18 protein-coding genes are annotated in these 22231 nt (G+C 66.0%); 14 read left to right on the forward strand and 4 right to left on the reverse strand.

The window, feature by feature from the left end:
- Positions 1-6: 6 nt before the first annotated feature.
- Positions 7-1848: a patatin-like phospholipase family protein gene (locus OCK02_RS09280; RefSeq protein WP_263812806.1), complete on the reverse strand. Its 1842-nt coding sequence runs from the start codon at positions 1846-1848 to the stop codon at positions 7-9.
- A gap of 203 nt (positions 1849-2051) precedes the next feature.
- Here OCK02_RS09280 and recR point away from each other — a divergent pair, with 203 nt between their 5' ends.
- Positions 2052-2657: a recombination mediator RecR gene (gene recR / locus OCK02_RS09285; RefSeq protein ID WP_263812807.1), complete on the forward strand. Its 606-nt coding sequence runs from the start codon at positions 2052-2054 to the stop codon at positions 2655-2657.
- Between the two features lie 120 nt (positions 2658-2777).
- Positions 2778-4046, forward strand: coding sequence for a lytic murein transglycosylase (locus OCK02_RS09290; RefSeq protein WP_263812808.1), 1269 nt, complete (start codon positions 2778-2780; stop codon positions 4044-4046).
- A gap of 66 nt (positions 4047-4112) precedes the next feature.
- On the opposite strand, the gene OCK02_RS09295 is transcribed toward OCK02_RS09290, so the two are convergent.
- Positions 4113-5744 carry an MFS transporter gene (locus OCK02_RS09295; RefSeq protein ID WP_263812809.1) on the reverse strand — a complete coding sequence of 544 codons (1632 nt, stop codon included), beginning with the start codon at positions 5742-5744 and terminating at the stop codon, positions 4113-4115.
- A gap of 343 nt (positions 5745-6087) precedes the next feature.
- Between OCK02_RS09295 and rimP the strand changes: the two genes are divergently transcribed.
- The 11 genes from rimP to OCK02_RS09350 all read left to right on the forward strand — a co-directional run bounded on the left by rimP (position 6088) and on the right by OCK02_RS09350 (position 20235).
- Positions 6088-6675, forward strand: a complete 588-nt coding sequence (rimP, locus tag OCK02_RS09300) for a ribosome maturation factor RimP (protein WP_230807816.1) — start codon at positions 6088-6090, stop codon at positions 6673-6675.
- A 131-nt stretch (positions 6676-6806) separates the two neighbouring features.
- Positions 6807-8414 carry a transcription termination factor NusA gene (nusA, locus tag OCK02_RS09305; RefSeq protein WP_263812810.1) on the forward strand — a complete coding sequence of 536 codons (1608 nt, stop codon included), beginning with the start codon at positions 6807-6809 and terminating at the stop codon, positions 8412-8414.
- A gap of 19 nt (positions 8415-8433) precedes the next feature.
- Entirely contained in the window at positions 8434-9117 is a 684-nt protein-coding gene (locus OCK02_RS09310; protein ID WP_263812811.1) for an RNA-binding protein, read from the forward strand.
- A gap of 106 nt (positions 9118-9223) precedes the next feature.
- Positions 9224-11860, forward strand: a complete 2637-nt coding sequence (infB, locus tag OCK02_RS09315) for a translation initiation factor IF-2 (protein WP_263812812.1) — start codon at positions 9224-9226, stop codon at positions 11858-11860.
- 73 nt (positions 11861-11933) lie between these two features.
- Positions 11934-12335, forward strand: a complete 402-nt coding sequence (gene rbfA / locus OCK02_RS09320) for a 30S ribosome-binding factor RbfA (protein WP_263812813.1) — start codon at positions 11934-11936, stop codon at positions 12333-12335.
- A gap of 11 nt (positions 12336-12346) precedes the next feature.
- Entirely contained in the window at positions 12347-13282 is a 936-nt protein-coding gene (truB, locus tag OCK02_RS09325) for a tRNA pseudouridine(55) synthase TruB (RefSeq protein ID WP_263812814.1), read from the forward strand.
- A gap of 203 nt (positions 13283-13485) precedes the next feature.
- Entirely contained in the window at positions 13486-15219 is a 1734-nt protein-coding gene (locus tag OCK02_RS09330) for a sensor histidine kinase (protein WP_263812815.1), read from the forward strand.
- A 180-nt stretch (positions 15220-15399) separates the two neighbouring features.
- Complete coding sequence (gene rpsO, locus OCK02_RS09335) at positions 15400-15669, forward strand: 30S ribosomal protein S15 (RefSeq protein WP_230807809.1); 270 nt, start codon at positions 15400-15402, stop codon at positions 15667-15669.
- Positions 15670-15998: 329 nt separating this feature from the next.
- The gene (pnp, locus tag OCK02_RS09340) at positions 15999-18143 is read left to right on the forward strand and encodes a polyribonucleotide nucleotidyltransferase (RefSeq protein WP_263812816.1); all 2145 of its coding nucleotides are present in this window, start codon (positions 15999-16001) and stop codon (positions 18141-18143) included.
- A 113-nt stretch (positions 18144-18256) separates the two neighbouring features.
- Entirely contained in the window at positions 18257-19273 is a 1017-nt protein-coding gene (locus tag OCK02_RS09345; protein ID WP_263812817.1) for a class I SAM-dependent methyltransferase, read from the forward strand.
- Between the two features lie 170 nt (positions 19274-19443).
- Entirely contained in the window at positions 19444-20235 is a 792-nt protein-coding gene (locus OCK02_RS09350) for a YdcF family protein (RefSeq protein ID WP_263812818.1), read from the forward strand.
- Between the two features lie 7 nt (positions 20236-20242).
- Here the strand turns inward: OCK02_RS09350 and OCK02_RS09355 are convergent, their stop codons facing one another.
- Positions 20243-20719, reverse strand: coding sequence for a hypothetical protein (locus OCK02_RS09355; RefSeq protein WP_263812819.1), 477 nt, complete (start codon positions 20717-20719; stop codon positions 20243-20245).
- Positions 20720-20854: 135 nt separating this feature from the next.
- Between OCK02_RS09355 and OCK02_RS09360 the strand changes: the two genes are divergently transcribed.
- Entirely contained in the window at positions 20855-21490 is a 636-nt protein-coding gene (locus OCK02_RS09360) for a trimeric intracellular cation channel family protein (RefSeq protein WP_263812820.1), read from the forward strand.
- A gap of 34 nt (positions 21491-21524) precedes the next feature.
- Here OCK02_RS09360 and irrA read toward each other — a convergent pair whose 3' ends face one another.
- Positions 21525-21947, reverse strand: a complete 423-nt coding sequence (gene irrA / locus OCK02_RS09365) for an iron response transcriptional regulator IrrA (RefSeq protein ID WP_230807803.1) — start codon at positions 21945-21947, stop codon at positions 21525-21527.
- Between the last annotated feature and the right edge of the window lie 284 nt (positions 21948-22231).

The raw sequence follows: 22231 nt of genomic DNA on the forward strand, positions 1-22231 counted from the left end.
TTTTCCTTATCCGGCCCCGTCAGCCTGCCGCGGGGGCGCCGCCGGATCGACGGGCGGTGCGACCGCGCTCGTTTCCATGCTGGCGGTGATGCGCAGGTTGGCCTTCTGCGTGGTGGCGCTCGCCTCTGCCTCCTTGGGGATCTTTGCGCCAATCGCCGACGCCTTCTCGGCGAAGGCCTTCAGCCTGTCGCGCGTCACCATCGGCCGGTCGACGAAGGCGGTGGGCTGATACGAAGACAGGATGGTCGCGTAGTCCATGACATCCGCGTCCAGGTCGTTGAGTTCCTGCCCCGGCCCGGCACTGTAGCGCTCATGGAGCTTCTTCAGCGACTGGGCCAGTGTCGGCAGCGCCGTGGCGGCGCGCCGCCAGCGATGCTCGTTGAAATCGAAGTTCTGCCTGATCGCGCCGCCCGCGTCCTTGCCGAGCCGGGTCAGGGTGCCGATGATCTCGTCGTCCATGTCGAGGTTCAGGCCGCCCTCCTTCTTGTCGTCCAGCCTGATTTCCACGATGCGCTCGCTGTAGCCATGCAACTGGCTCTGCAGCGTGTCCTGCCAGTTGCGGGCCGTGGACAGGATCGCGGAGACGAAATCGAGGAGACCGCCGACGGGCAGGATCGGTGTCCGGTCGATATCGTCGGCCCCGGCCTCCTTCGTGTTCGGCATGTAGACCCGGCCATCGTGTCGCTTGGAGTCGTAGCTTGCCAGTGAGATACCGAACGTCGGGCGGCCCGGCAGCAGGCTGTCGAAGAGGTGGATCGGAAAGTTGCTGGTGATCCCGCCGTCCGAGAACAGGCAGCGAACCGGCGCCAGTTGCAATTTCTCGCTGCTCGACAGCAGCGACCGGTCGTATCGGTAAAGCGGCACGGCGCGGATGAGGCCGGGAAAGCTGAGGCTCATCCGGGCGATCATGGCCACGGGAAGGGCCTTCTTGTTCGGAAGCCGGTAGAAATCGCGGGCGCCGCCATAGGCGACGACAGGAAGTTCGCTGCTGACCCGCAGCAGGTAGTCCATGATCCACGTCGGAAACAGCAGTTCGAACTCCGACTTCCGGAAGCAGAACACGTCGGAGCCGAACGGCAGTTCGTAGGGCCGCCGCGACGAGAGATCGGTGGTGACGCTCACCACCTGGATGTTCTCCTCGTCGAGCTCCCCGATCGTCAGCGGATCGTTCGCTGTCGTCCGCCCGGCGACGGCCTGGATTTCGTCGGCGATCCAGTCCGTGAAGCCGGGCTTCAGGTTTCCCGGTTGGGTCAGGCCGCTGCACAGGCCGAAATCATGCTGCGGAAGCGTGATGGCCACGGCCTTGTACAGCGCATAGCCGACCATGATGGCTGCACCGGTCAGCGCCAGCAGAAGTCCCAGCAGCAGCCCCGCGATGCTCTCGGTCGCAATCGAGACCGTCATCACCAGCAGCCCCAGGACGGCGCCCTTCGACGTCTCCTGCCGAAAACCCCAGAGGGTCTGGCGCAGCACCGCGAAGGCCTTGCTGCCCCGGGCGCGGATCGCCGCCATGCCGATGTCGAACAGGGGCCTGGTCTCCGGCGAAGGCTGGAAGAAGGTCGGAAGGTTTGCCGCAAGCACCGACGGCATGGCGGCGATCCGCTCGAAGCCGGCGCCCTGCTTCGCCGGGTCGTCGATGGCCTTCCTGCGCCTGTATTCCGCGGCCGCCGCCATGACGGCCCCGATCGCGCCCGCCGACGTGCCGCCGATGCAGACGAAACGGTACTCGCGCGCCAGTTCGCAGATGGCCTGCGGAAAGACGACGCCCGAAGTGATGCCGCCCTTCATGATCAGGTCGCATTTCTTCGGCGGATTGGCAAAGGGGTGTGCTGCGCTGCTGTCGACCATGCGGCTCCTCCCGATCGGGGCTGCTGTCTACCATCGATTGCACGGACCCATGATACACCTGGGCGCTCGCTAGTCCATCAGCATTGTTGAATATGCGGCTCTTGAATGCCTCCGGGCATCCACGTCGCTACAGCGGTCGATTTCCGCGGACAGGCATGCCTTCCCGGTTTCCGTTCGCGGGGGATATGCGGTAGAAACCGGCCATGGCAAAACGAGTCACCGGCCCTGAAATCGAAAAACTCATCCAGCTCCTGGCAAAGGTGCCGGGGCTCGGCCCCCGGTCGGCCCGGCGCGCCGCCCTCCATCTCGTCAAGAAGAAGGACCAGCTGCTCGGGCCTCTCGCCGACGCGATGGGCGAGGCGCATCGCAAGGTGCGCATCTGCTCGTGCTGCGGCAATGTCGATACCATCGATCCCTGCACGGTCTGCACCGACGAGCGCCGCGACCAGTCGGTGATCATCGTCGTCGAGGACGTCTCCGATCTCTGGGCGCTGGAGCGTGCGGGCGCCATGAACGCCGCCTATCACGTGCTGGGCGGAACCCTGTCGCCACTCGATGGCGTCGGCCCGGAGGACCTCAATATCCGCGGCCTGATCGACCGCGTCTCGCAAGGCGGCGTGCGCGAGCTGATCATCGCCGTCAACGCCACCGTCGAGGGCCAGACCACGGCGCACTACATCACCGACCAGCTCCAGGGGCTGGACGTCAGGATCACCCGCCTCGCCCACGGCGTCCCCGTTGGCGGCGAACTCGATTATCTCGACGAGGGCACGCTGACGGCGGCGCTCCGCGCGCGCACGACGATTTGAGGAAGAGAGATGCGGCATGATACCCCCCTCCGTCACTTCGTGACATCTCCCCCTCAAGCGGGGAGATCAGATGCTGCGCCGGGCGCCCACCACCTGCCGATCTCCCCCCGAGCGGGGAAGGTGCCCGGCAAGGCAGAGGGGGGGATTCTGCGCCGCCCTGCCATCGCGGTGACCCTCCTGCTCGCCGCCCTTCTCCCGCGCCCCGCCGCGGCCCAGAGCAGACCGGATGTCGAGCGCCAGTTCCAGGCGTGGCTGCAGAACGACCTCTGGCTGGAGGCGTCGAAATCGGGCGTGTCGCAGAAGGCTTTCAAGGCCGCCTTCGACGGGATCCGGCTGAACTGGGACCTTCCGGATCTGGTGCCGCCTGGTGCTGCGCCGAAGAAGGAGCAGAAGCAGAGCCAGGCCGAGTTCTCCTCGCCCGGGGCCTATTTCTCCGAAAAGCGCCTGCAGGGGCTCGCCGCCAGCGGCCGCACGCTGGCGAAAACCCACGCTGCCACGCTGCGCAAGGTCGAGCAGGCCTATGGCGTGCCGGGCGAGGTCATCCTCGCCGTCTGGGGGCGCGAATCCGGCTACGGTCGCGCCGATATCCCCCATCCCGCGATCGAGGTGCTCGCGACCAAGGCCTTCATGTCCACCCGCAAGGACATGTTCCGGCGCGAACTCGTCGCCGCCCTGCACATCATCGACGGAGGCGACCGCACGCCGGCGCAGCTCAAGGGATCCTGGGCCGGCGCCATGGGTCAGCCGCAGTTCATGCCGACGAGCTATCTGAAATATGCCGTCGATTTCGACGGCGACGGCGTCCGCGACATCTGGAATTCGGTGCCCGACAGCCTGGCCTCCATCGCCAACTACCTGCGCCGGAAGGGCTGGGAGGCCGGCCGCGGCTGGGGCTACGAGGTGCGCATTCCGGACGGCGTCTCCTGCGCCCAGGAGGGGCCGGACCTGGCAAGGCCGATCGGGAAATGGTCGGCGACCGGCATCGGGCGCGTGTCCGGCAAGCCGTTTCCGAAGGGAGAGGCGGGCGCTTCGGGCATGATGCTGGTGCCGGCGGGAACTCACGGTCCGGAATTCATCGTCACGCCCAACTTCTACGTGATCAAGGAATACAACAACTCCGACCTCTACGCGCTCTTCATCGGCAACCTCGCCGATCGCATCGCCTATGGCAGCGGCGCGTTCTCCGGCGCCTGGGGCGATGTCGGCAGGATGCTGCGCTCCGACGTGCTCGCCATGCAGAAGGCGCTCGTCGCCAAGGGCTACGACGTCGGCAAGGTCGACGGCCTGCCGGGCTACAAGACCCGCCGGTCGCTGGGCGACTGGCAGTCGAAATCCGGCCTGAATCCGACCTGCTATCCGGACGCGTCGTTGAAGGCCAAGCTGCGCTGAGCAGGCCCGTTGGCGGTCTCCGCCGCGCTCGGCGGTGCGGCAGAACTGCGGAATCCTCCGTCTGTCTCAGTGGTGGATGTCCATCTGCTGCTTGTAGCGCTCGTACTCTGTCGGCAGGATCGTCTGGCGCTCGATCATCCGGTGCACCCGCGGCGCCTCGGAGCCGCGATGGAGCGCGCGCAGGAGGTCGCCGTTTTCGGCATCCGCATGGGTGCGCCGCTGGTTGTGGCGGACATATTCGATCCAGGTCGGCACGTGGTAGGTTTCGGACCAGATCGTCGGGTTTTCCAGGTCGCGCATCAGCGTCCACTGGCCGGCGCCGTCGCGGATGCGGATCCGCCGGCGCTCCGTCATCGCCGTCAGGAAGGTGGGGATGTCTTCCTCGGCGATCTCGTAGTCGATCAGGATGACGATCGGCCCGCTGCGCGGCTTGAGGTCCAGCGGCAGCTGCGGTTCGCTGAAGCGGTTGAGAGGGTCGAGGTTCAGCGATTCGAACTGCGGCAGGCCGTAGCGCAGGCCGAGCGCGCCGCCGGCGAGCATCGCCGCCGCGGCCCAGAGCAGCGCGTTGGCCGCTCCCTGCATGTCCGCGACGGTGCCCCACAGCCAGCTGCCGCCGGCAATCCCGCCGAAGGTGGTGGTCTGGTAGAGCGAGAGCGCCCGCGCCACCACCCAGCGCGGCGTCGAAAGCTGCACGGTCGTGTTGAACAGCGACAGCGCCAGCACCCAGCAGGCACCCGCCAGGAACAGGGCGGGACCGGTGATCGCGGCATGGCCGCTGATGGCGGTGATGACCGCGCTCGCGGCAAAGCCGGCGAAGGCAAAGCGCACGATCGTCTCGCTGGAAAACCGCTCGCGCGCCCAGGCGCTCGTCAGCGCTCCGCCGATCGCGCCGACGCCGAAACAGCCGAGCAGGACGCCGAAGGTCAACGGCCCGCCGGCGACGAGGTCGCGCGCCACCAGCGGCAGCAGCGCGAGGATGGCGCTCGACGAAAGCCCGAAGGCGAAGCCGCGCAGCATCACCTTGCCGATATTGGGCGACATCGACACGTAGCGGAAGCCGGCCGAGATGGCTCGCCCGAAGGTCTCGCGCGGCAGGGGATTTGCCGGCACGACCGGTTTCCAGCGCAAAAGCGCGAAGATCAGCGCAAAGTAGCTGCAGGCATTGACGGCAAAGGCCGCGGCAGCCCCCGCAGCCGCCACGATCGCGCCGCCGACCGCGGGGCCGACGCTGCGGGTGATGTTGAAGCCCATCGAGTTCAGCGCGACCGCCGCCGGCAGGTCCTCGCGCGGCACCATGTCGCCGACCGAGGCCTGCCAGGCCGGATTGTTCAGCGCCGTGCCGCAACCGATGAGAAACGTGAAGGATAAAAGCAGCCAGGGCGTGATCAGCCCGTACCAGGCGCACAGCGTCAGCGTGACGGAAACGACCAGCATGAAACATTGGGCGGAAAGCATGATGCGGCGGCGGTCGAAACTGTCGGCCAAGGCGCCGGAGGCGAGCGAAAACAGCATGATCGGCAGCGAGGTCGAGGCCTGGACCAGCGCGACCATATTGGCCGAATTCGAGATCGAGGCCATCATCCAGGCCGCGCCGACGGACTGGATCAGCGCGCCGAAGTTGGAGACGAGGCTTGCCCCCCAGATGAGCCGGAAGACGTCGTGCCTGAAGGGCGCAAGGGGAGATTTGCGATCGGGCACTGCTCAGTCTCGCGTTCTTGTTCTCGTTTTCTCGTTCGCGAGACAAGATAGCGAGGTGGCGGCGGGCGGCAAGGGCAACCCGGAAGCCCGGTCGCATTTTTCCGCCCTTTGGGCCTGCGACCCGGCCGACCTTGCAAAGACCGGCGAAGGCGTATATATCAGCGTCAAATTCTTGATCGGTTTGATGAAGAGTGGGCCCGCACCGGACCCGCTCTTTTTTATTGGCCCGGTCGGGCGCATGATGAACGACGCTCCGCAGGCCTGCCTTTGCCGGCAATGGTTTCGGAACTGTGCGCCGCACGACCCTCTTGTCGGAGGGTCATGGACGGCGAGGGAAGTGACGATGACGGAACAGGAAAACGAACCGCGGCTGATCGTCGAGACCGGTCTCGACCGGCGGGTGGCCGATATCATCGAGCCGACGATCGAGCAGATCGGTTATCGTCTGGTGCGCGTTCGCCTGTCGGCGCAGCATGGGCTAACGCTGCAGATCATGTGCGAGAGGGCCGATGGCACGATGACGGTGGAGGACTGCGAAGCCGTCTCCATGGCGATCTCGCCCGTCCTCGACGTTGAGGATCCGATCGACAAGGCGTATCATCTCGAGGTGTCGTCGCCGGGGATCGACCGGCCGATGGTCCGCAAGTCGGATTTCGCGCGCTGGCAGGGACACCTGGTGAAGTGCGAGACGTCGATCCTGATCGATGGCCGCAAGCGCTTCCGCGGCAAGATCGCTTCCGCCGATGCCGATGGCTTCACGGTCGAGCGCGACCAGCCCGCCTATGGCGAGGAGCCGACCGTCGCGATCCCGTTCTCGGCGCTGGCCGAGGCGAAGCTGATCCTGACCGACGACCTGATCCGCGATGCCCTGCGCGCCGACAAGGCGGCGAAGGCGCAGGCCGCGAACCAGAACGACGAGGACGGCGAATAATTCAGTGAGTGCGCAGCCACTCTGGCCCGGATGTTCCGGTCGATGGCGGCGTTTGAGGATGGAACCGGAGCGGCAGGCCCGCTCCCCATGGCCGGCGGTAGCGACCGGTATCACAACGGAGACTTGAGACAATGGCAGTCAGCGCTAACCGGCTCGAACTTCTGCAGATCGCGGATGCCGTGGCCCGCGAAAAGGTCATCGATCGCGAAATCGTTCTGGCCGCGATGGCCGACGCCATCCAGAAGGCGGCGCGCTCGCGCTACGGTTCGGAATCGAACATCCGCGCCGACATCAATTCCAAGACCGGCGAGATCCGGCTTCAGCGCCTGCTGGAAGTCGTCGAACAGGCCGAGGACTATTCCACCCAGATCCCGCTGGAACTGGCCCGCGATCGCAACCCGGACGCCAAGATCGGCGACTTCATGGCCGATCCGCTGCCGCCGATGGATTTCGGCCGCATCGCCGCCCAGTCGGCCAAGCAGGTGATCGTGCAGAAGGTGCGCGAGGCCGAGCGTGATCGTCAGTTCGACGAGTACAAGGACCGCGTCGGCGAGATCGTCAACGGCACCGTCAAGCGCGTCGAATACGGCAACGTCATCGTCGACCTCGGCCGCGGCGAAGGCATCATCCGCCGCGACGAGATGATCCCGCGCGAGAACATGCGCTACGGCGACCGCGTCCGTGCTTTTGTCTACGACGTCCGCCGCGAACAGCGCGGCCCGCAGATCTTCCTGTCGCGCACCCATCCGCAGTTCATGGTCAAGCTCTTCACCATGGAAGTGCCGGAAATCTACGACGGCATCATCCAGATCAAGTCGGTTGCCCGCGACCCGGGTTCGCGCGCCAAGATCGCCGTCATCTCGAACGATAGCTCGATCGATCCGGTCGGCGCCTGCGTCGGTATGCGCGGTTCGCGCGTCCAGGCCGTCGTCGGCGAGCTGCAGGGCGAGAAGATCGACATCATTCCGTGGAGCCAGGATCCGGCCTCCTTCATCGTCAACGCCCTGCAGCCGGCTGAAGTTGCCAAGGTCGTTCTCGACGAGGATGCGGAGCGCATCGAAGTCGTGGTTCCGGACGAGCAGCTGTCGCTCGCCATCGGCCGTCGCGGCCAGAACGTCCGCCTCGCCTCGCAGCTGACCGGCTGGGACATCGACATCCTCACCGAGCAGGAAGAGAGCGAGCGCCGCCAGAAGGAATTCAACGAGCGCACCAATCTCTTCATGGACGCGCTCGACGTCGACGAGATGGTCGGCCAGGTGCTGGCCTCCGAAGGCTTCGCCGCCGTCGAGGAGCTGGCCTATGTCGATCTCGACGAAATCGCCTCGATCGACGGTTTCGACGAAGACACGGCAACCGAGATCCAGACCCGCGCCCGTGAGTTCCTCGAGCGCCTCGAGGCAGAGATGGATGCCAAGCGCAAGGAGCTCGGCGTCGCCGACGAATTGCGCCAGATCGACGGCATGACCTCGCAGATGATGGTCGCTCTCGGCGAAGACGGCATCAAGACGATCGAGGACTTCGCCGGCTGCGCCGCGGACGACCTGGTCGGCTGGTCCGAGCGCAAGGACGGCGAGACGAAGAAGTTCGAGGGTCTGTTCTCGAAGTTCGAGGTTTCCCGCGCCGAGGCCGAGGCCATGATCGTTCAGGCGCGGCTTGCCGCCGGCTGGATCACCGAGGAAGACCTCGCCGCCGAGGACGCCCCGGTGGAAGTGGTCGAGGGTGCGGAGCAGGACGCCTGACGGGCGTCCTCTTCCCGCAATGCAGCAGCCGGAGAAGCCGTTGCCCGAGAAGAACAGGAAGGACGACGGCGAGAACGGCCGCATGTGCATCGTCACCCGCGAGAGCGGAGATCCCGATGCGCTCATCCGTTTTGTCGCCGGTCCGGACGGCAGCGTCGTCCCCGACCTGAAGCGCCAGCTGCCGGGCCGCGGCTGCTGGGTGAAGGCCGAGCGCGCGCTGGTCGACAAGGCAGTGGCGAAGAAGGCATTCGCGCGGGCTTTGAAGTCGGACGTGAAGGCGTCCGCCGAACTCGGCGCGGACGTCGATCGTCTTCTTCTGGCGCAACTCGCCGGCATGATGAACCTGGCCCGCAAGGCCGGCCAGTTCGTCACCGGCGGCATGAATGTCGACAAGGCGGTTCGCGGCGGTGCCGCGCTCGCCGTCTTTCACGCAGCCGATGCCGCAGCCGACGGCGTCCGCAAGATCGACCAGGCCCGGAAGGCCTACAGGTATGCCGCCGACGAGGACGAGGAGATTGCCTCCTTCCGCTTCGCGACCGCGGCGGAAATGGAAGGGCTTTTGGGCCAGAATGCTTTTATCCATGCGGCAGCGCTTGCAGGGCAGGCGGGTGAGGGTGTAGTGAAGCGCGCAATCATGCTCGAAAAGTACCGTGGCGATGGCTCGGTCCGGGCGCAGGGCGACGCTCGCCAGCCAAAGTCATGACGCGGGTGACCGGCCGAAACCGGCATCAAGCGCGTCGATCGACAGGAATTGAACGACAGGGTCTGGTGATACGCATCCGGCCCTGATCTAACGGAACGGATACGGAATGACCGATAACAAAGACGACAAGACGATCAGCGTAGCGGGCAAGAAGACGCTGACCCTGAAGCCCTCCGGGGTTCAGCAGGGTACCGTGCGTCAGGACATGGGCCGTGGCCGCACGAAGGCTGTCGTGGTCGAGACCCGCAAGCGCCGTCCGTCGCGCCCGGAAGACGAGCGGCCGGCGATCCAGCCGGTGACGCCGGCGCCGCGCGTTGCCGAGCAGGCGCCGGTGCGTCAGCAGCCGTCCCCGCCGCCGCGTCAGGAGCCGCAGCGTCCGCGCGTCGGCGTCGTCCTGAACCAGCTTTCGCCGGAAGAGGTCGAGGCCCGTCGCCGGGCGCTCGCCGACGCGCAGGTGCGCGAGGCCGAGGACGCCCGCCGCCGTGCGGAGGAGGAAGCCCGCCGCAAGGTCGAGGAAGAGGCGCGCCGCAAGGCCGAAGAAGAAGCCCGCGTCCTGCGCGAGAAGGAAGAGGCCGAACGCAAGGCTGAGGCCGAAGCCCGCGGCGAGACCGTCGAGGTTGCGCCGCCGGCTGCCGCTGCCGAGGCGGCGCCGGTCGCAGCCCCGCGCCCTGCCGGTGTCCGCCCCGCAACGCCGGCAGCAGCAACCCCGGCACCCGCCGGCGTCCGCGGCCGCCGCGAGCAGGAAGAAGACGAGGCCCGCCCGCGTGGCGCCGGTGTTCCGGCGCGCGGCAAGGTCACGCGTCCCGAGCCTGCCAAGGTTCCGGCCCGCCCCAAGGGCGACGAGGGCCGCCGCCAGGGCAAGCTGACGCTCACGACCGCTTCGACCGACGAGGACGGCGCGCAGCGCGGCCGCTCGCTCGCCTCGATCCGTCGCCGCCAGGAGAAGTTCAAGCGCTCCATGATGCAGGAGACGCGCGAGAAGATCTCGCGCGAGGTCGTCCTGCCCGAGACCATCACCATCCAGGAACTGTCGCAGCGCATGTCCGAGCGCGCCGTCGACGTCATCAAGTACCTGATGAAGGAAGGTCAGATGATGAAGCCGGGCGACCTGATCGATGCCGACCTGGCAGAGCTCATCGCCGGCGAATTCGGCCATACGGTCAAGCGCGTCTCTGAATCCGACGTCGAGGAAGGCATCTTCAACGTTGCCGACGACGCAGCGGTGATGCAGCCGCGTCCGCCGATCGTCACCATCATGGGCCATGTCGACCACGGCAAGACCTCGCTGCTCGATGCGATCCGCCATGCAAATGTGGTCGCCGGCGAAGCCGGTGGCATCACCCAGCACATCGGCGCCTACCAGGTCGAGCAGGACGGCAACAAGATCACCTTCATCGACACGCCCGGCCACGCCGCGTTCACCGCCATGCGTGCCCGCGGTGCGCAGGCGACCGACATCGCCATCCTCGTGGTGGCCGCCGACGACAGCGTGATGCCGCAGACGATCGAGTCCATCAACCACGCCAAGGCGGCCGGCGTGCCGATCATCGTGGCGATCAACAAGATCGACAAGCCGACGGCCAATGCCCAGAAGGTCCGCACGGAGCTTCTGCAGCACGAGGTCTTCGTCGAATCCATGGGCGGTGAGGTGCTCGACGTCGAGGTTTCGGCCAAGAACGGCACCAATCTCGACAAGCTGCTCGAGGCAATCCTGCTGCAGTCGGAAATCCTCGACCTCAAGGCCAATCCGGACCGGACGGCCGAGGGCGTCGTCGTCGAAGCCGAGCTGGACCGCGGTCGCGGTGCGGTCGCAACCGTCCTCGTCCAGAAGGGCACGCTGACGCCGGGCCAGATCATCGTCGCCGGCGACCAGTGGGGCCGCGTGCGCGCGCTGGTCAACGACAAGGGCGAGCATGTGAAGTCTGCCGGCCCGTCCACGCCGGTCGAGGTCCTCGGTCTTTCCGGAACGCCGGCCGCCGGCGACAAGTTTGCCGTGGTCGAGAACGAGAGCCGCGCCCGCGAGATCTCCGAATATCGCCAGCGTCTCGCCCGCGAGAAGCAGGTTGCCCGCCAGACCGGTTCGCGTGGCTCGCTCGAACAGATGATGACCCAGCTCCAGTCCTCCGGCATGAAGGAGTTCCCGCTGGTCATCAAGGGTGACGTGCAGGGCTCGATCGAGGCGATCGCCGGCGCGCTGGACAAGCTTGGTACCGACGAGGTCCGTGCCCGCATCGTCCATTCCGGCGCAGGCGGCATCACCGAATCCGACATCTCGCTGGCGGAAGCCTCGAATGCGGCGATCATCGGCTTCAACGTCCGTGCCAACGCGCAGGCCCGCAGCCTCTCCGAGCGCGAGGGCATCGAGATCCGCTACTACAACATCATCTACGATCTGGTGGATGACGTGAAGGCGGCGATGTCGGGCCTCCTGTCTCCGGAGCGCCGCGAGACCTTCCTCGGCAATGCCGAGATCCTGGAGGTGTTCAACATCACCAAGGTCGGCAAGGTCGCAGGTTGCCGCGTCACCGAAGGCAAGGTCGAGCGTGGCTCCGGCGTCCGCCTCGTGCGCGACAACGTCGTCATCCACGAAGGCAAGCTCAAGACGCTCAAGCGCTTCAAGGACGAGGTCTCCGAAGTGCAGTCCGGTCAGGAATGCGGCATGGCCTTCGAGAACTACGAGGACATCCGCGCCGGCGACACGATCGAGTGCTTCCGCGTGGAGCATGTGACGCGCACGCTGTAACGGCTCGTCCAGGCAGTTGTCATGCGGGCGCCGGAGGGTTTCGGCGCTCGCATTTTTTTACAAGGTAACGACGATGACCAGAGCAACGTCCTCCGCGCCCTCCCAGCGCATGCTGCGCGTCGGCGAGCAGGTTCGCGCGGCGATCACCCAGGTCCTGCAGCGCGGCGAAGTCCGCGATCCGCTGATCGAGAAGACGGTGATCTCCATTTCCGAAGTCCGCATGTCGCCCGACCTGAAGCACGCGACGGCGTTCGTGACGCCGCTCGGCGTCGCAGATCATGCCGCCATCATCGAGGCGCTCAACCGCAATGCGAAGTTCATCCGCGGCCGGCTCGGCCCGCAGCTCAGGCAGATGAAGTACATGCCGGAGGTGCGCTTCCGCGACGACACCAGCTTCGACAACTACAAGAAGATCGACGAACTCCTGCGCTCGCCCGAGGTCGCGCGCGACCTCGATGACACCGACGAACAATAACAGAAGAACCGATGTCCAAACCTCGCAAACCCAAGGGCCGCCCGGTCTCCGGCTGGCTGATCCTCGACAAGCCGTTCGATTTCGGTTCCACGGAAGCCGTCTCCAAGATCAAGTGGCTGTTCAAGGCCCAGAAGGCCGGCCACGCCGGCACGCTCGATCCGCTCGCCTCCGGCATGCTGCCGATCGCGCTCGGCGACGCCACCAAGACCGTTCCCTATGTGATGGACGGGCGTAAGATCTACGAGTTCACCGTCACCTGGGGCGAGGAGCGCGCGACCGACGACCTCGAGGGCGAGGTGACCCGTGCGTCGGAGCAACGTCCGACGGCAGGAGATATCACGGCCCTTTTGCCGGGCTATACCGGCGTGATCCAGCAGGTGCCGCCGCAGTTCTCCGCCATCAAGATCGACGGCGAGCGCGCCTATGACATCGCCCGCGACGGCGAGACGGTGGAGATCCCCTCGCGCGAGGTGGAGATCCACCGCCTGACCCTGGTCGGCTGCCCGGATGCGAACACCGCAAGGTTCGAGGTCGAGTGCGGCAAGGGCACCTATGTGCGCGCGCTCGCCCGCGATTTCGGCCGCGACCTCGGCTGCTTCGGCCATGTCTCCGAACTGCGCCGCACCTATGTCGCCCCCTTCGGCGAGGATGCGATGGTACCCCTGGCCGACCTGACCGCGCTCGAGGAGATCGAAGACGAGGCCGAAAGGCTGGCAGCGCTCGATGCCTTCCTGATCGATACCGGCGAGGCGCTGTCCAACCTGCCGCAGATCGTCGTCAGCGACGACCAGGCCCATCGCCTGCGCATGGGCAATCCGATCATCCTGCGCGGCCGCGACGCGCCGGTCTCCGCCGACGAGGCCTATGCCACGGCGCGTGGCAGGCTGGTGGCGATCGGCGAGGTCGACGGCGGCGAATTCCGTCCCAAGCGCGTGTTCGCCGGCTAACGGAAATGGCGCGGCAAACGCCGGCAGCGGTCGCCATCGGTCCGTTCGGGTGACCCAAATTCGGACAGCGCCGAACATTGGTCGGGATGCCGGCTTGATTTCGTAGATCCCCATGGGCTCAATAGGGCGAATGGAATGCCGACCGGCCATCCGGGCGGGCGGCACCGGTCGCTCGTCGAGCGCCGGAGGGGAAAGGTCATCGGGTGACGATCTTGGGCGTCAGGGAAACGGTAAAGACGGGCGCATCCGGCAAGGCAGGTTCGGACTGGCGCAAGCGCATGCGCCATCCGGTCGTCTTCTACCTGGTCTGGCTGATCCTGCTCGCCGTCGTTCCGGCCTTCATCTTCGCTGCCGTCGTGCTGAACCGCGCCAACGAGGCGCAGGAACGCGTGCGGGAATCGCTCCTGCGGACCTCGACCGGCGCGGTCGGCCGGGTGATGGAGCGCGAAGTCACCACCATGCTGTCGACGCTCTCCTTCTTCACCGCCTCCGAGCAATTGGCGCGTGGCGACATGCGCGGGCTTCAGGAGCAGGCGGAGAAGGCGCTGGCGGGGACCAATTCCTATCTGCTGGTGATCGACCGGAACTATCACCAAAGGCTGAACACCCGCGTGCCGTATGGAACGCCGCTTGGCGAGATGTCGGACCGGACGACTGCCGACAAGGCCTTCGCCAGCGGCGAGCCTGCCGTCTCCAACCTGTTCTTCGGGCAGACCGCGCAGAAATGGGTGTTCAACGTCCACATGCCGGAGACGCTCTCGACCGGCGAGCAGGTGCTCCTGACCCTGACCAAGAACGCCGAGAACTTCACCAGTGTCGTCAACCGGGACATCCTGTCTCCGGGCTGGAACGCGGCGGTGGTGGACGACGCCGGCGTCGTCATCGTCTCCACCGATGGCCCCGATGCTGTCGGCAAGCCGTTTTTCCTGCCGCTCGTCCCGGCGCTCAGGATCGGGCTCGCCAGCATCCGCCACGACAATACCGACTACCAGGTCGTGACCGATTTCTCCGCGCTGACCGGATGGCGCATCGTCGCCTGGGCCAAGGCGTCCGACGTGCAAAGGCCGGCGACCGCCTCCTTCCTCTGGCTGGCCGCAGGCGGCGCCGTCTTCGCCGGTCTGGCCGCGGGCGCGGCCATCCTGATCGCCAGGGCGCTCTCGCGCGACGTCAAGCTTCTGGCCAGCGATGCCACGCGGCTCGGCATGGGCGAAGCCGTGCCACCGCGCCGCCATGTCATCTCCGAGCTCGACACGGTCTCCAGGGCGTTGTCGGAAGCCGCCGATGCCCGCGCCCGGGCGGAAAACGAGGTCCGCTTCCTGATGCGCGAGGTGGCGCACCGTTCGAAGAACCAGCTGACCGTGATCCAGGCCATGCTGAACCAGTCGGCCGGCACCGCCGAATCCGCGACCGTCTTCGCCGATGCCTTCCGCAAGCGCGTCGCCGGCCTCGCCCGCTCGACCGACCTGATGATCGCCCACGCGGCGCAAGGAGTGGAACTGGCCGAACTGGCGCGCAACCAGTTGAAGCCGTTTGCCCCCGACGATGCCGCGCGCGTGCACATCGACGGTCCCTCGATCCGCCTCGACAGCCAGACGGCCCAGACGTTCGGCATGGCGTTGCACGAGCTTGCCACCAACGCCTCGAAATACGGTGCCTTCGCCAACGACCGCGGGAGGGTGGATCTCACCTGGTCGATCGACGACGACCGGCTGGCGCTCGTCTGGCGCGAGCGCGGCGCGGATATCGAGAAGCCTGCGGATGGCCCCCAGCGCAAGGGCTTCGGCAGCATCGTGCTGGAACGCATGCTCGGCATGGCGCTGCAGGCCGAACTGGAACGGCAGATGCATCCCGACGGCATCGAATGGCGGGTCCGGATCCCGCTGTCGCAACTGCGGACCGATCTTTCCGATCAGGACGATCCGGGTGGCGAAGGTTGAGGCATCGCAAGGGGGCGAGAGGCCCGGGAATGCACAATTCGACGGCCCTTCCCTTTCTCCATTGAATGGTTTATAGGCAGCGCCAGCATGCGGACCCGGTTCCGCCTGCCTTCATGGCCATCGCTGGACGACATCCCGGCGGTTGGCGACCCAAGTCCTCCATTTCAGAAAGGATCACCGATGTCGATCACTGCCGAGCGCAAGGCTGCGCTGATCAAGGAATATGCGACCGTCGAAGGCGATACGGGTTCTCCGGAAGTCCAGGTTGCCATCCTCACCGAGCGCATCAACAACCTGACCGGCCATTTCAAGGACCACAAGAAGGACAACCACTCGCGTCGTGGCCTTCTGACGATGGTTTCCAGCCGCCGCTCGCTTCTTGACTATCTCAAGAAGAAGGACGAAGCCCGTTACAGCAAGCTGATTGCTGCCCTGGGCATCCGCCGCTAATCATTTCTGACGGGCGTTCCTCGCGGGACGCCCGTCAGTGCTATCTGCGGGACTGTTTCCGCAGACGTTCCGATCATCGGAACTCGACACTCCAGCAGGCCGGGTGGGCCGGTCCTGCGGAACAACCGATGACCTGTCATGGGGCAGGATTGCAGGATGCTTCAGGCGCTCGCCTGTATCCGGCGTGGCGGGAAGCGCCATGGCCGGGTGGCGTGGCCAGGAAGTCGAAGCCTCCCGTTGTCTTGCCCATGATGCGTCATGAATGCGGATAGAGCCACCTGCGCCGACAAGGCGGCGGTGAGCGTCTCCGCAAACGCTAAGGACAAGACATGTTCGATACCCATACGGTTGAAATCGAATGGGCGGGCCGTCCGCTCAAGCTGGAAACCGGTAAGATCGCCCGCCAGGCTGACGGCGCCGTTCTCGCGACTTACGGCGAGACCGTGGTTCTCGCCACCGTCGTCTCCGCCAAGGCGCCGAAGCCGGGCCAGGACTTCTTCCCGCTCACCGTCAACTACCAGGAAAAGACCTATGCCGCCGGCAAGATCCCGGGCGGCTACTTCAAGCGCGAAGGCCGTCCGTCGGAAAAGGAAACGCTCGTTTCCCGCCTGATCGACCGCCCGATCCGCCCGCTGTTTCCTGAAGGCTACAAGAACGACACCCAGGTCGTCGTCACCGTCGTCCAGCACGACCTCGAGAACGATCCCGACGTCCTGTCGATGGTTGCAGCCTCCGCAGCGCTGACGATCTCCGGCGTTCCCTTCATGGGCCCGGTCGGCGGCGCGCGCGTCGGCTACATCAACGGCGAGTACGTCCTGAACCCGCATCTCGACGAGATGGACGAATCGGTTCTCGACCTCGTCGTCGCCGGCACCCAGGACGCCGTCCTGATGGTGGAATCCGAAGCCAAGGAACTGAACGAAGACGTCATGCTCGGCGCCGTCATGTTCGGCCACAAGGGCTTCCAGCCGGTCATCGACGCGATCATCAAGCTCGCCGAAGTGGCTGCCAAGGAGCCGCGCGACTTCCAGCCGGAAGACCATTCCGAGCTTGAGGCCGAGATGCTCAAGCTGTTCGAAGCCGAACTGCGCGACGCCTACAAGATCACCCAGAAGGCCGACCGCTACGCTGCCGTCGACGCCGTCAAGGCCAAGGTCAAGGCGCACTTCTTCCCCGAGGGCGTCGAGCCGAAGTTCTCCGCTGAAGTCATCGGCGCCGTCTTCAAGCACCTGCAGGCCAAGATCGTCCGCTGGAACATCCTCGACACCAAGAGCCGCATCGACGGCCGCGATCTCGAGACCGTCCGTGCGATCGTCTCCGAAGTCGGCATCCTGCCGCGCACCCACGGTTCGGCACTCTTCACCCGCGGCGAGACCCAGGCGATCGTCGTCGCCACGCTCGGCACCGGCGAGGACGAGCAGTATGTCGACAGCCTGACCGGCATGTACAAGGAGCGCTTCCTGCTCCATTACAACTTCCCGCCCTACTCGGTCGGTGAAACGGGCCGCATGGGCTCCCCGGGCCGCCGCGAAATCGGCCATGGCAAGCTCGCCTGGCGCGCTATCCGCCCGATGCTGCCGACCGCCGAGCAGTTCCCCTACACGCTGCGCGTCGTCTCCGAGATCACCGAGTCCAATGGCTCGTCCTCGATGGCCACCGTCTGCGGCACCTCGCTCGCCCTGATGGATGCCGGCGTCCCCCTGGCAAAGCCGGTTGCTGGTATCGCCATGGGCCTGATCCTCGAGGGCGACCGCTATGCGGTTCTCTCCGATATCCTCGGTGACGAGGACCACCTCGGCGACATGGACTTCAAGGTCGCCGGCACCGCCGACGGCATCACCTCGCTGCAGATGGACATCAAGATCGCCGGCATCACCGAGGAGATCATGAAGGTCGCGCTCAGCCAGGCGCAGGGCGGCCGCAAGCACATCCTCGGTGAAATGGCCAACGCCATTACCGAAGGCCGCGCCGAACTCGGCGAGTTCGCTCCCCGCATCGAAGTGATGAACATCCCGGTCGACAAGATCCGCGAAGTCATCGGCTCGGGCGGCAAGGTCATCCGCGAGATCGTCGAGAAGACCGGCGCCAAGGTCAACATCGAAGACGACGGCACCATCAAGATCGCCTCGTCCTCGGCCAAGGAGATCGAAGCGGCCCGCAAGTGGATCCACTCGATCGTCGCCGAGCCGGAAGTCGGCCAGATCTACGAGGGCACGGTCGTCAAGACCGCCGACTTCGGCGCCTTCGTCAACTTCTTCGGCCCGCGTGACGGCCTCGTGCACATCTCGCAGCTCGCTTCCGAGCGCGTCGCCAAGACCTCCGACGTGGTCAAGGAAGGCGACAAGGTCTGGGTCAAGCTGATGGGCTTCGACGAGCGCGGCAAGGTCCGCCTCTCCATGAAGGTCGTCGACCAGGCGACCGGCAAGGAAATCGCGGCCGATAAGAAGAGCGACGGCGGCGAAGCTGCCGAGTAAGTTCTGACTTACCGATCCATGGGGCGCGGAGCAGCACGTTCCGCGCCCCTTTTCGTATCGAGACCTGTTTGCCATCGACGCGGTGAAGCCGCGCACGCCCGAAAGATCCCGCAATGAGCCGCGACGCGCTTAAGACCCTCTACCACCCCTTCGCCGCCGGTCTGCTGGACCTGCCGGGCGAGGGGCAGCGCTTTCTCTTCCTGGGCGCCGAGGCAGGCCAGCGCCTGCCCGAGGGGTTTGCGGCCGGGATCGATGCCGTGCAGCCGCTTCGCCCGCTCTACCGCGCACTCGAGGCGGCGCGCGCAAGCGTGACGCCCACGATCGAGGGCGAGGGCTATGACGGCGCGCTCGTGCTCTGCGGCAAGCACAAGGGCGAAAACGAAAACCGCATAGCCGAGGCGCTGCGGCGTGTGCAGGCCGGCGGGACGATCGTGATCGCCGGCGGCAAGGAGGACGGCATCCAGTCGCTGCGCAAGCGCATCGACCGCTTCGGCTTCGGCGGCGACCACGCGCCGAAATATCATGGCGTCGCCTTCTGGTTCGCGCGCCCGGCGGATGCTGCCGAGGCGGTCACGGCACTGTCGTCCCATGCCGTCCGGGTCGCCGGCCGCTTCACTGCCGCGCCGGGCATGTTCTCGCACGATCGCATCGACGAGGGCTCGGAACTGCTCGCATCCCGCATCCCGGAGGATTTCCGCGGCCACGCCGCCGATTTCGGCGCCGGCTGGGGCTATCTCTCCGTGCTTCTTGGCGAGCGCGCGCCCGGCCTGAAGGGCGTCGACCTGTTCGAGGCCGACTACAACGCGCTGGAAGCAGCGAAGGAGAATATGGCCGAGAACTGCCCGGACGTGCCGGCCCGCTTCTACTGGCAGGACCTGACCGCCGAACAGCCGCGCGACCACTACGACCTGATCGTCATGAACCCGCCGTTCCACGAAGGCCACGCGGCCGACCACGGGCTGGGTGCTGCGATGATCCGCATGGCGGCGAAGTCGCTCAAGGTCGGCGGCCGCCTCCTGCTCGTCGCCAATCGCGGCCTGCCCTACGAGCCGGTGCTCAAGGAAGCCTTCAAGGAGAGCGGCGAAGCCTGCCGCAATGCCCGCTTCAAGGTGCTCTGGAGCCGCCGCTGAGCCGTCATTGCGGTCCTTTCCGCATTCGGCGCGGAACGTTCACCGGCGGCCGATCACCGCGTTGTCATCGTCCTGGACGCTGCCGATCCTTTTCTTGACGGGCGCGACGTGATTGCCTTTCCGGCAGCGATTCGGCATTTCGCCGGACCGGTGACAACGACGGGGCATCCTTGAGCTACTACGCATCGAAGTTCTTCTGGCTGGCGGCGCAGCCGCTTTCCCTGGCCTTTTTCGCCATCGTCGTCGCGCTCCTGTTCGGCTGGCTCGGACGCAGGCGCCTTCAGGCGACCTTCATGCTGCTGTCCGCCGCGATCCTCTTCGTCACGCTCTATACCAGCGCCGGCACGGTCATGCTGCAGGCGCTGGAAGACCGCTTCGCCCGCTCGACCCTGCCCGTTGGCGGCCCGCGCTGCATCATCGTGCTCGGTGGCAGCTTCGAGGCCGAGGTGATCGCCGCCCGCGGCGGCGTCGAGATGAACCAGGCCGGCGATCGCTTCGTCGAGACGCTGCGCCTGCTGCAGGCCTATCCCGAGGCCCGGGTGCTGGTTTCCGGCGGTGACGGTTCCTTCAGCGGCCGCTATGCCGGCGACGCCACGGTATCGGCGGCCTTCTTCGCCGCCTACGGCATCTCGCCGGTCCGGCTGATCCAGGAGGAGGCCTCGCGCACCACTTTCGAAAATGTCGAGAACACCAGGGACCTGCTGGTACAGAACGGTCTTGACGATTGCCTGCTCGTCACCTCCGCCTTTCACATGCCGCGCGCCATGGGGCTCTTTCGCAAGGCGGGTCTCGACGTCGTCCCCTGGCCGACCGACTACCGCACAAGCGGCATGGCCTCGCTGCAACTGGACTTCACCCAGCCGTCGTCGAATGCGCAGCTGACCACCACCGCGCTCCGCGAATGGATCGGGCTTACGGCCTACTATCTCGCAGGCCGCACGGAGACGATCCTGCCGGAATGAACCGGTGTCACCTCTTGGAGATGGTGTCGAAGCGCAGGCCCCGGACCCGCGTGGTGATGATGCAATATTCGCCGTCGTCGCGCTTGCAGGTGACCGCATTCGCCCGCATCTCGAAGACGAGGTTGCCGTAGCGTTTCTTCAGTTCGTAGCCGTAGAGATCGGCGCTGCCGATCAGCACGAACCCGCCCTCGGCGACGCCGACGTAGAAATTGTGCGGGCAGCCGACCTCGCCGCAGAGCTTGCCGTCGACCCCGTCGCAGTTGACCGCGCCCAGGTTGGTGATGACGTCGTCGAGCCCGTCATTGTTGAAGTCGATGACGCGGGCGAAGTCGCCGCCGTAGGTTGCCGCCTTGCATTGCCCGGCCACCGCCGCCTTCTCGTGGGCGACCGCGTCGTCGAGAATCGGCGCCGCATCGGAAACGGCGGGGAAAAGCAGGGCGACGGCCAACAGGAGATTGCGAAGCACCGGACGGGAAAACATCATTCAGGGCCTTTCCTTGATATCCGGATCGGTCAAGATAGCGTGAGGCGTCGACCCGGCGCCCCCGGACAACACAGGCCGCATCTTTGCCCGACCAAGCTGTCGCGAGGCTTGGCTGCTGACGTGAAGGAGGGATGCGTGACGATCCTGGAATTGCTCGACTATGCCGGCGTTGCCGTCTTCGCCGCGACCGGGGCGCTGGCGGCCTCGCGCAAGCAGCTCGACATCATCGGCTTTCTCTTCCTGGCGGCAGCGACGGGGGTCGGCGGCGGCACCTTCCGCGATCTCGTGCTCGGTACTGCGCCGGTGTTTTGGGTGACGAACCCGACCTATCTCCTGGTCTGCGTCGGCGTCGGGCTTCTGTTCTATTTCACCGCGCACCTGTTCGAGTCGCGCTATCGCATGCTGCTCTGGCTCGATGCGGTCGGTCTCTCGGCCTACAGTGTCATGGGGGCCGCCAAGGGGCTGGCGGCCACCGGTTCCCCGACGGTGGCGATCACCACCGGCGTCATGACCGCGAGCGTCGGCGGCATCCTGCGCGACCTGCTCGCCGGCGAGCCCTCCGTGCTGCTGCGCCCGGAAATCTACGTCACGGCCGCGCTCTGCGGGGCCGCGGCTTTCACCGCGCTGATCTCAGCCGGCGTGCCTCTCTCGGTGGCATCGGTGATCGGTGCGCTGACGGCCTTCGCCGTGCGCGGCGGCGCCCTGCGCTTCGCCTGGCGCATCCCGGTCTACAGGCATCAGCCCGGGCGCCATCCCGACGATGTCATGTAGAAGGGGTCACGCGTGGGGAATGGCCGGTCCGCCGTCAGCGGTCCTTCTTGGCCCGCAGGCGGATGATGACGTCGACATGGGCGATTTCCATGCCTTCCGGCGGTTCCGGCAGGTTGCCGATCGCGATGCTGCTGACCGGAATGTCCAGCACCTCGTTTTCGCCCTCGACGAAGAAGTGGTGATGGTCGGAAATGTTGGTGTCGAAATAGGTCCGCGAACCCTCGACGGCGAGGACGCGGACGAGCCCGGCTTCCGTGAACTGGTGCAGGGTGTTGTAGACCGTCGCCAGCGAAACCGGCACGCCGGCATCGACAGCCTCCTCGTGCAGTTCTTCCACCGTCAGGTGCCGGTCGCCCTTGGCAAAGAGCAGGTCGGCGAGCGCGATGCGCTGCCGTGTCGGCCGCAGCCCACAGTCCCGCAACCGGGTCTCTATGCTCAATTCTTTGACATGCACCATGGGTGACGAATCCGTTCGCCTGATCTTGCAGAACAATCTTGACGTTTCGATATAACTTTTACGGCGCACGGATTCAATAGTTTTGCAAGGGGCGACAATGTTGCGGGATGCGGAAAACCAATGCTTTGGCCCAGGCTCGGGCACTTTGCACTAGCTGTCGGGCCGGTCATCATGTATGCGGAACGCAAAATCCACTCCGGCAGTCCCCTCGAGGAGGCGCCGGGCACAGCCGGCGCGGCGAGTGGCCAATGCTTCATTTTGGCCTCATCCTGCTCTAAAGCTAG

It is taken from the genome of Rhizobium sp. TRM96647 (assembly GCF_025780115.1).
GTDB lineage: Bacteria > Pseudomonadota > Alphaproteobacteria > Rhizobiales > Rhizobiaceae > Mycoplana.

Excerpts from the sequence above, each read along its gene's own strand:
- OCK02_RS09280 (WP_263812806.1), bottom strand. The coding sequence starts at position 1,848 with ATGGTCGACAGCAGCGCAGCACACCCCTTTGCCAATCCGCCGAAGAAA.
- recR (WP_263812807.1), top strand. The coding sequence starts at position 2,052 with ATGGCAAAACGAGTCACCGGCCCTGAAATCGAAAAACTCATCCAGCTC.
- rimP (WP_230807816.1), top strand. The coding sequence starts at position 6,088 with ATGACGGAACAGGAAAACGAACCGCGGCTGATCGTCGAGACCGGTCTC.
- nusA (WP_263812810.1), top strand. The coding sequence starts at position 6,807 with ATGGCAGTCAGCGCTAACCGGCTCGAACTTCTGCAGATCGCGGATGCC.
- OCK02_RS09310 (WP_263812811.1), top strand. The coding sequence starts at position 8,434 with ATGCAGCAGCCGGAGAAGCCGTTGCCCGAGAAGAACAGGAAGGACGAC.
- infB (WP_263812812.1), top strand. The coding sequence starts at position 9,224 with ATGACCGATAACAAAGACGACAAGACGATCAGCGTAGCGGGCAAGAAG.
- rbfA (WP_263812813.1), top strand. The coding sequence starts at position 11,934 with ATGACCAGAGCAACGTCCTCCGCGCCCTCCCAGCGCATGCTGCGCGTC.
- truB (WP_263812814.1), top strand. The coding sequence starts at position 12,347 with ATGTCCAAACCTCGCAAACCCAAGGGCCGCCCGGTCTCCGGCTGGCTG.
- rpsO (WP_230807809.1), top strand. The coding sequence starts at position 15,400 with ATGTCGATCACTGCCGAGCGCAAGGCTGCGCTGATCAAGGAATATGCG.
- pnp (WP_263812816.1), top strand. The coding sequence starts at position 15,999 with ATGTTCGATACCCATACGGTTGAAATCGAATGGGCGGGCCGTCCGCTC.
- OCK02_RS09345 (WP_263812817.1), top strand. The coding sequence starts at position 18,257 with ATGAGCCGCGACGCGCTTAAGACCCTCTACCACCCCTTCGCCGCCGGT.
- OCK02_RS09355 (WP_263812819.1), bottom strand. The coding sequence starts at position 20,719 with ATGATGTTTTCCCGTCCGGTGCTTCGCAATCTCCTGTTGGCCGTCGCC.
- irrA (WP_230807803.1), bottom strand. The coding sequence starts at position 21,947 with ATGGTGCATGTCAAAGAATTGAGCATAGAGACCCGGTTGCGGGACTGT.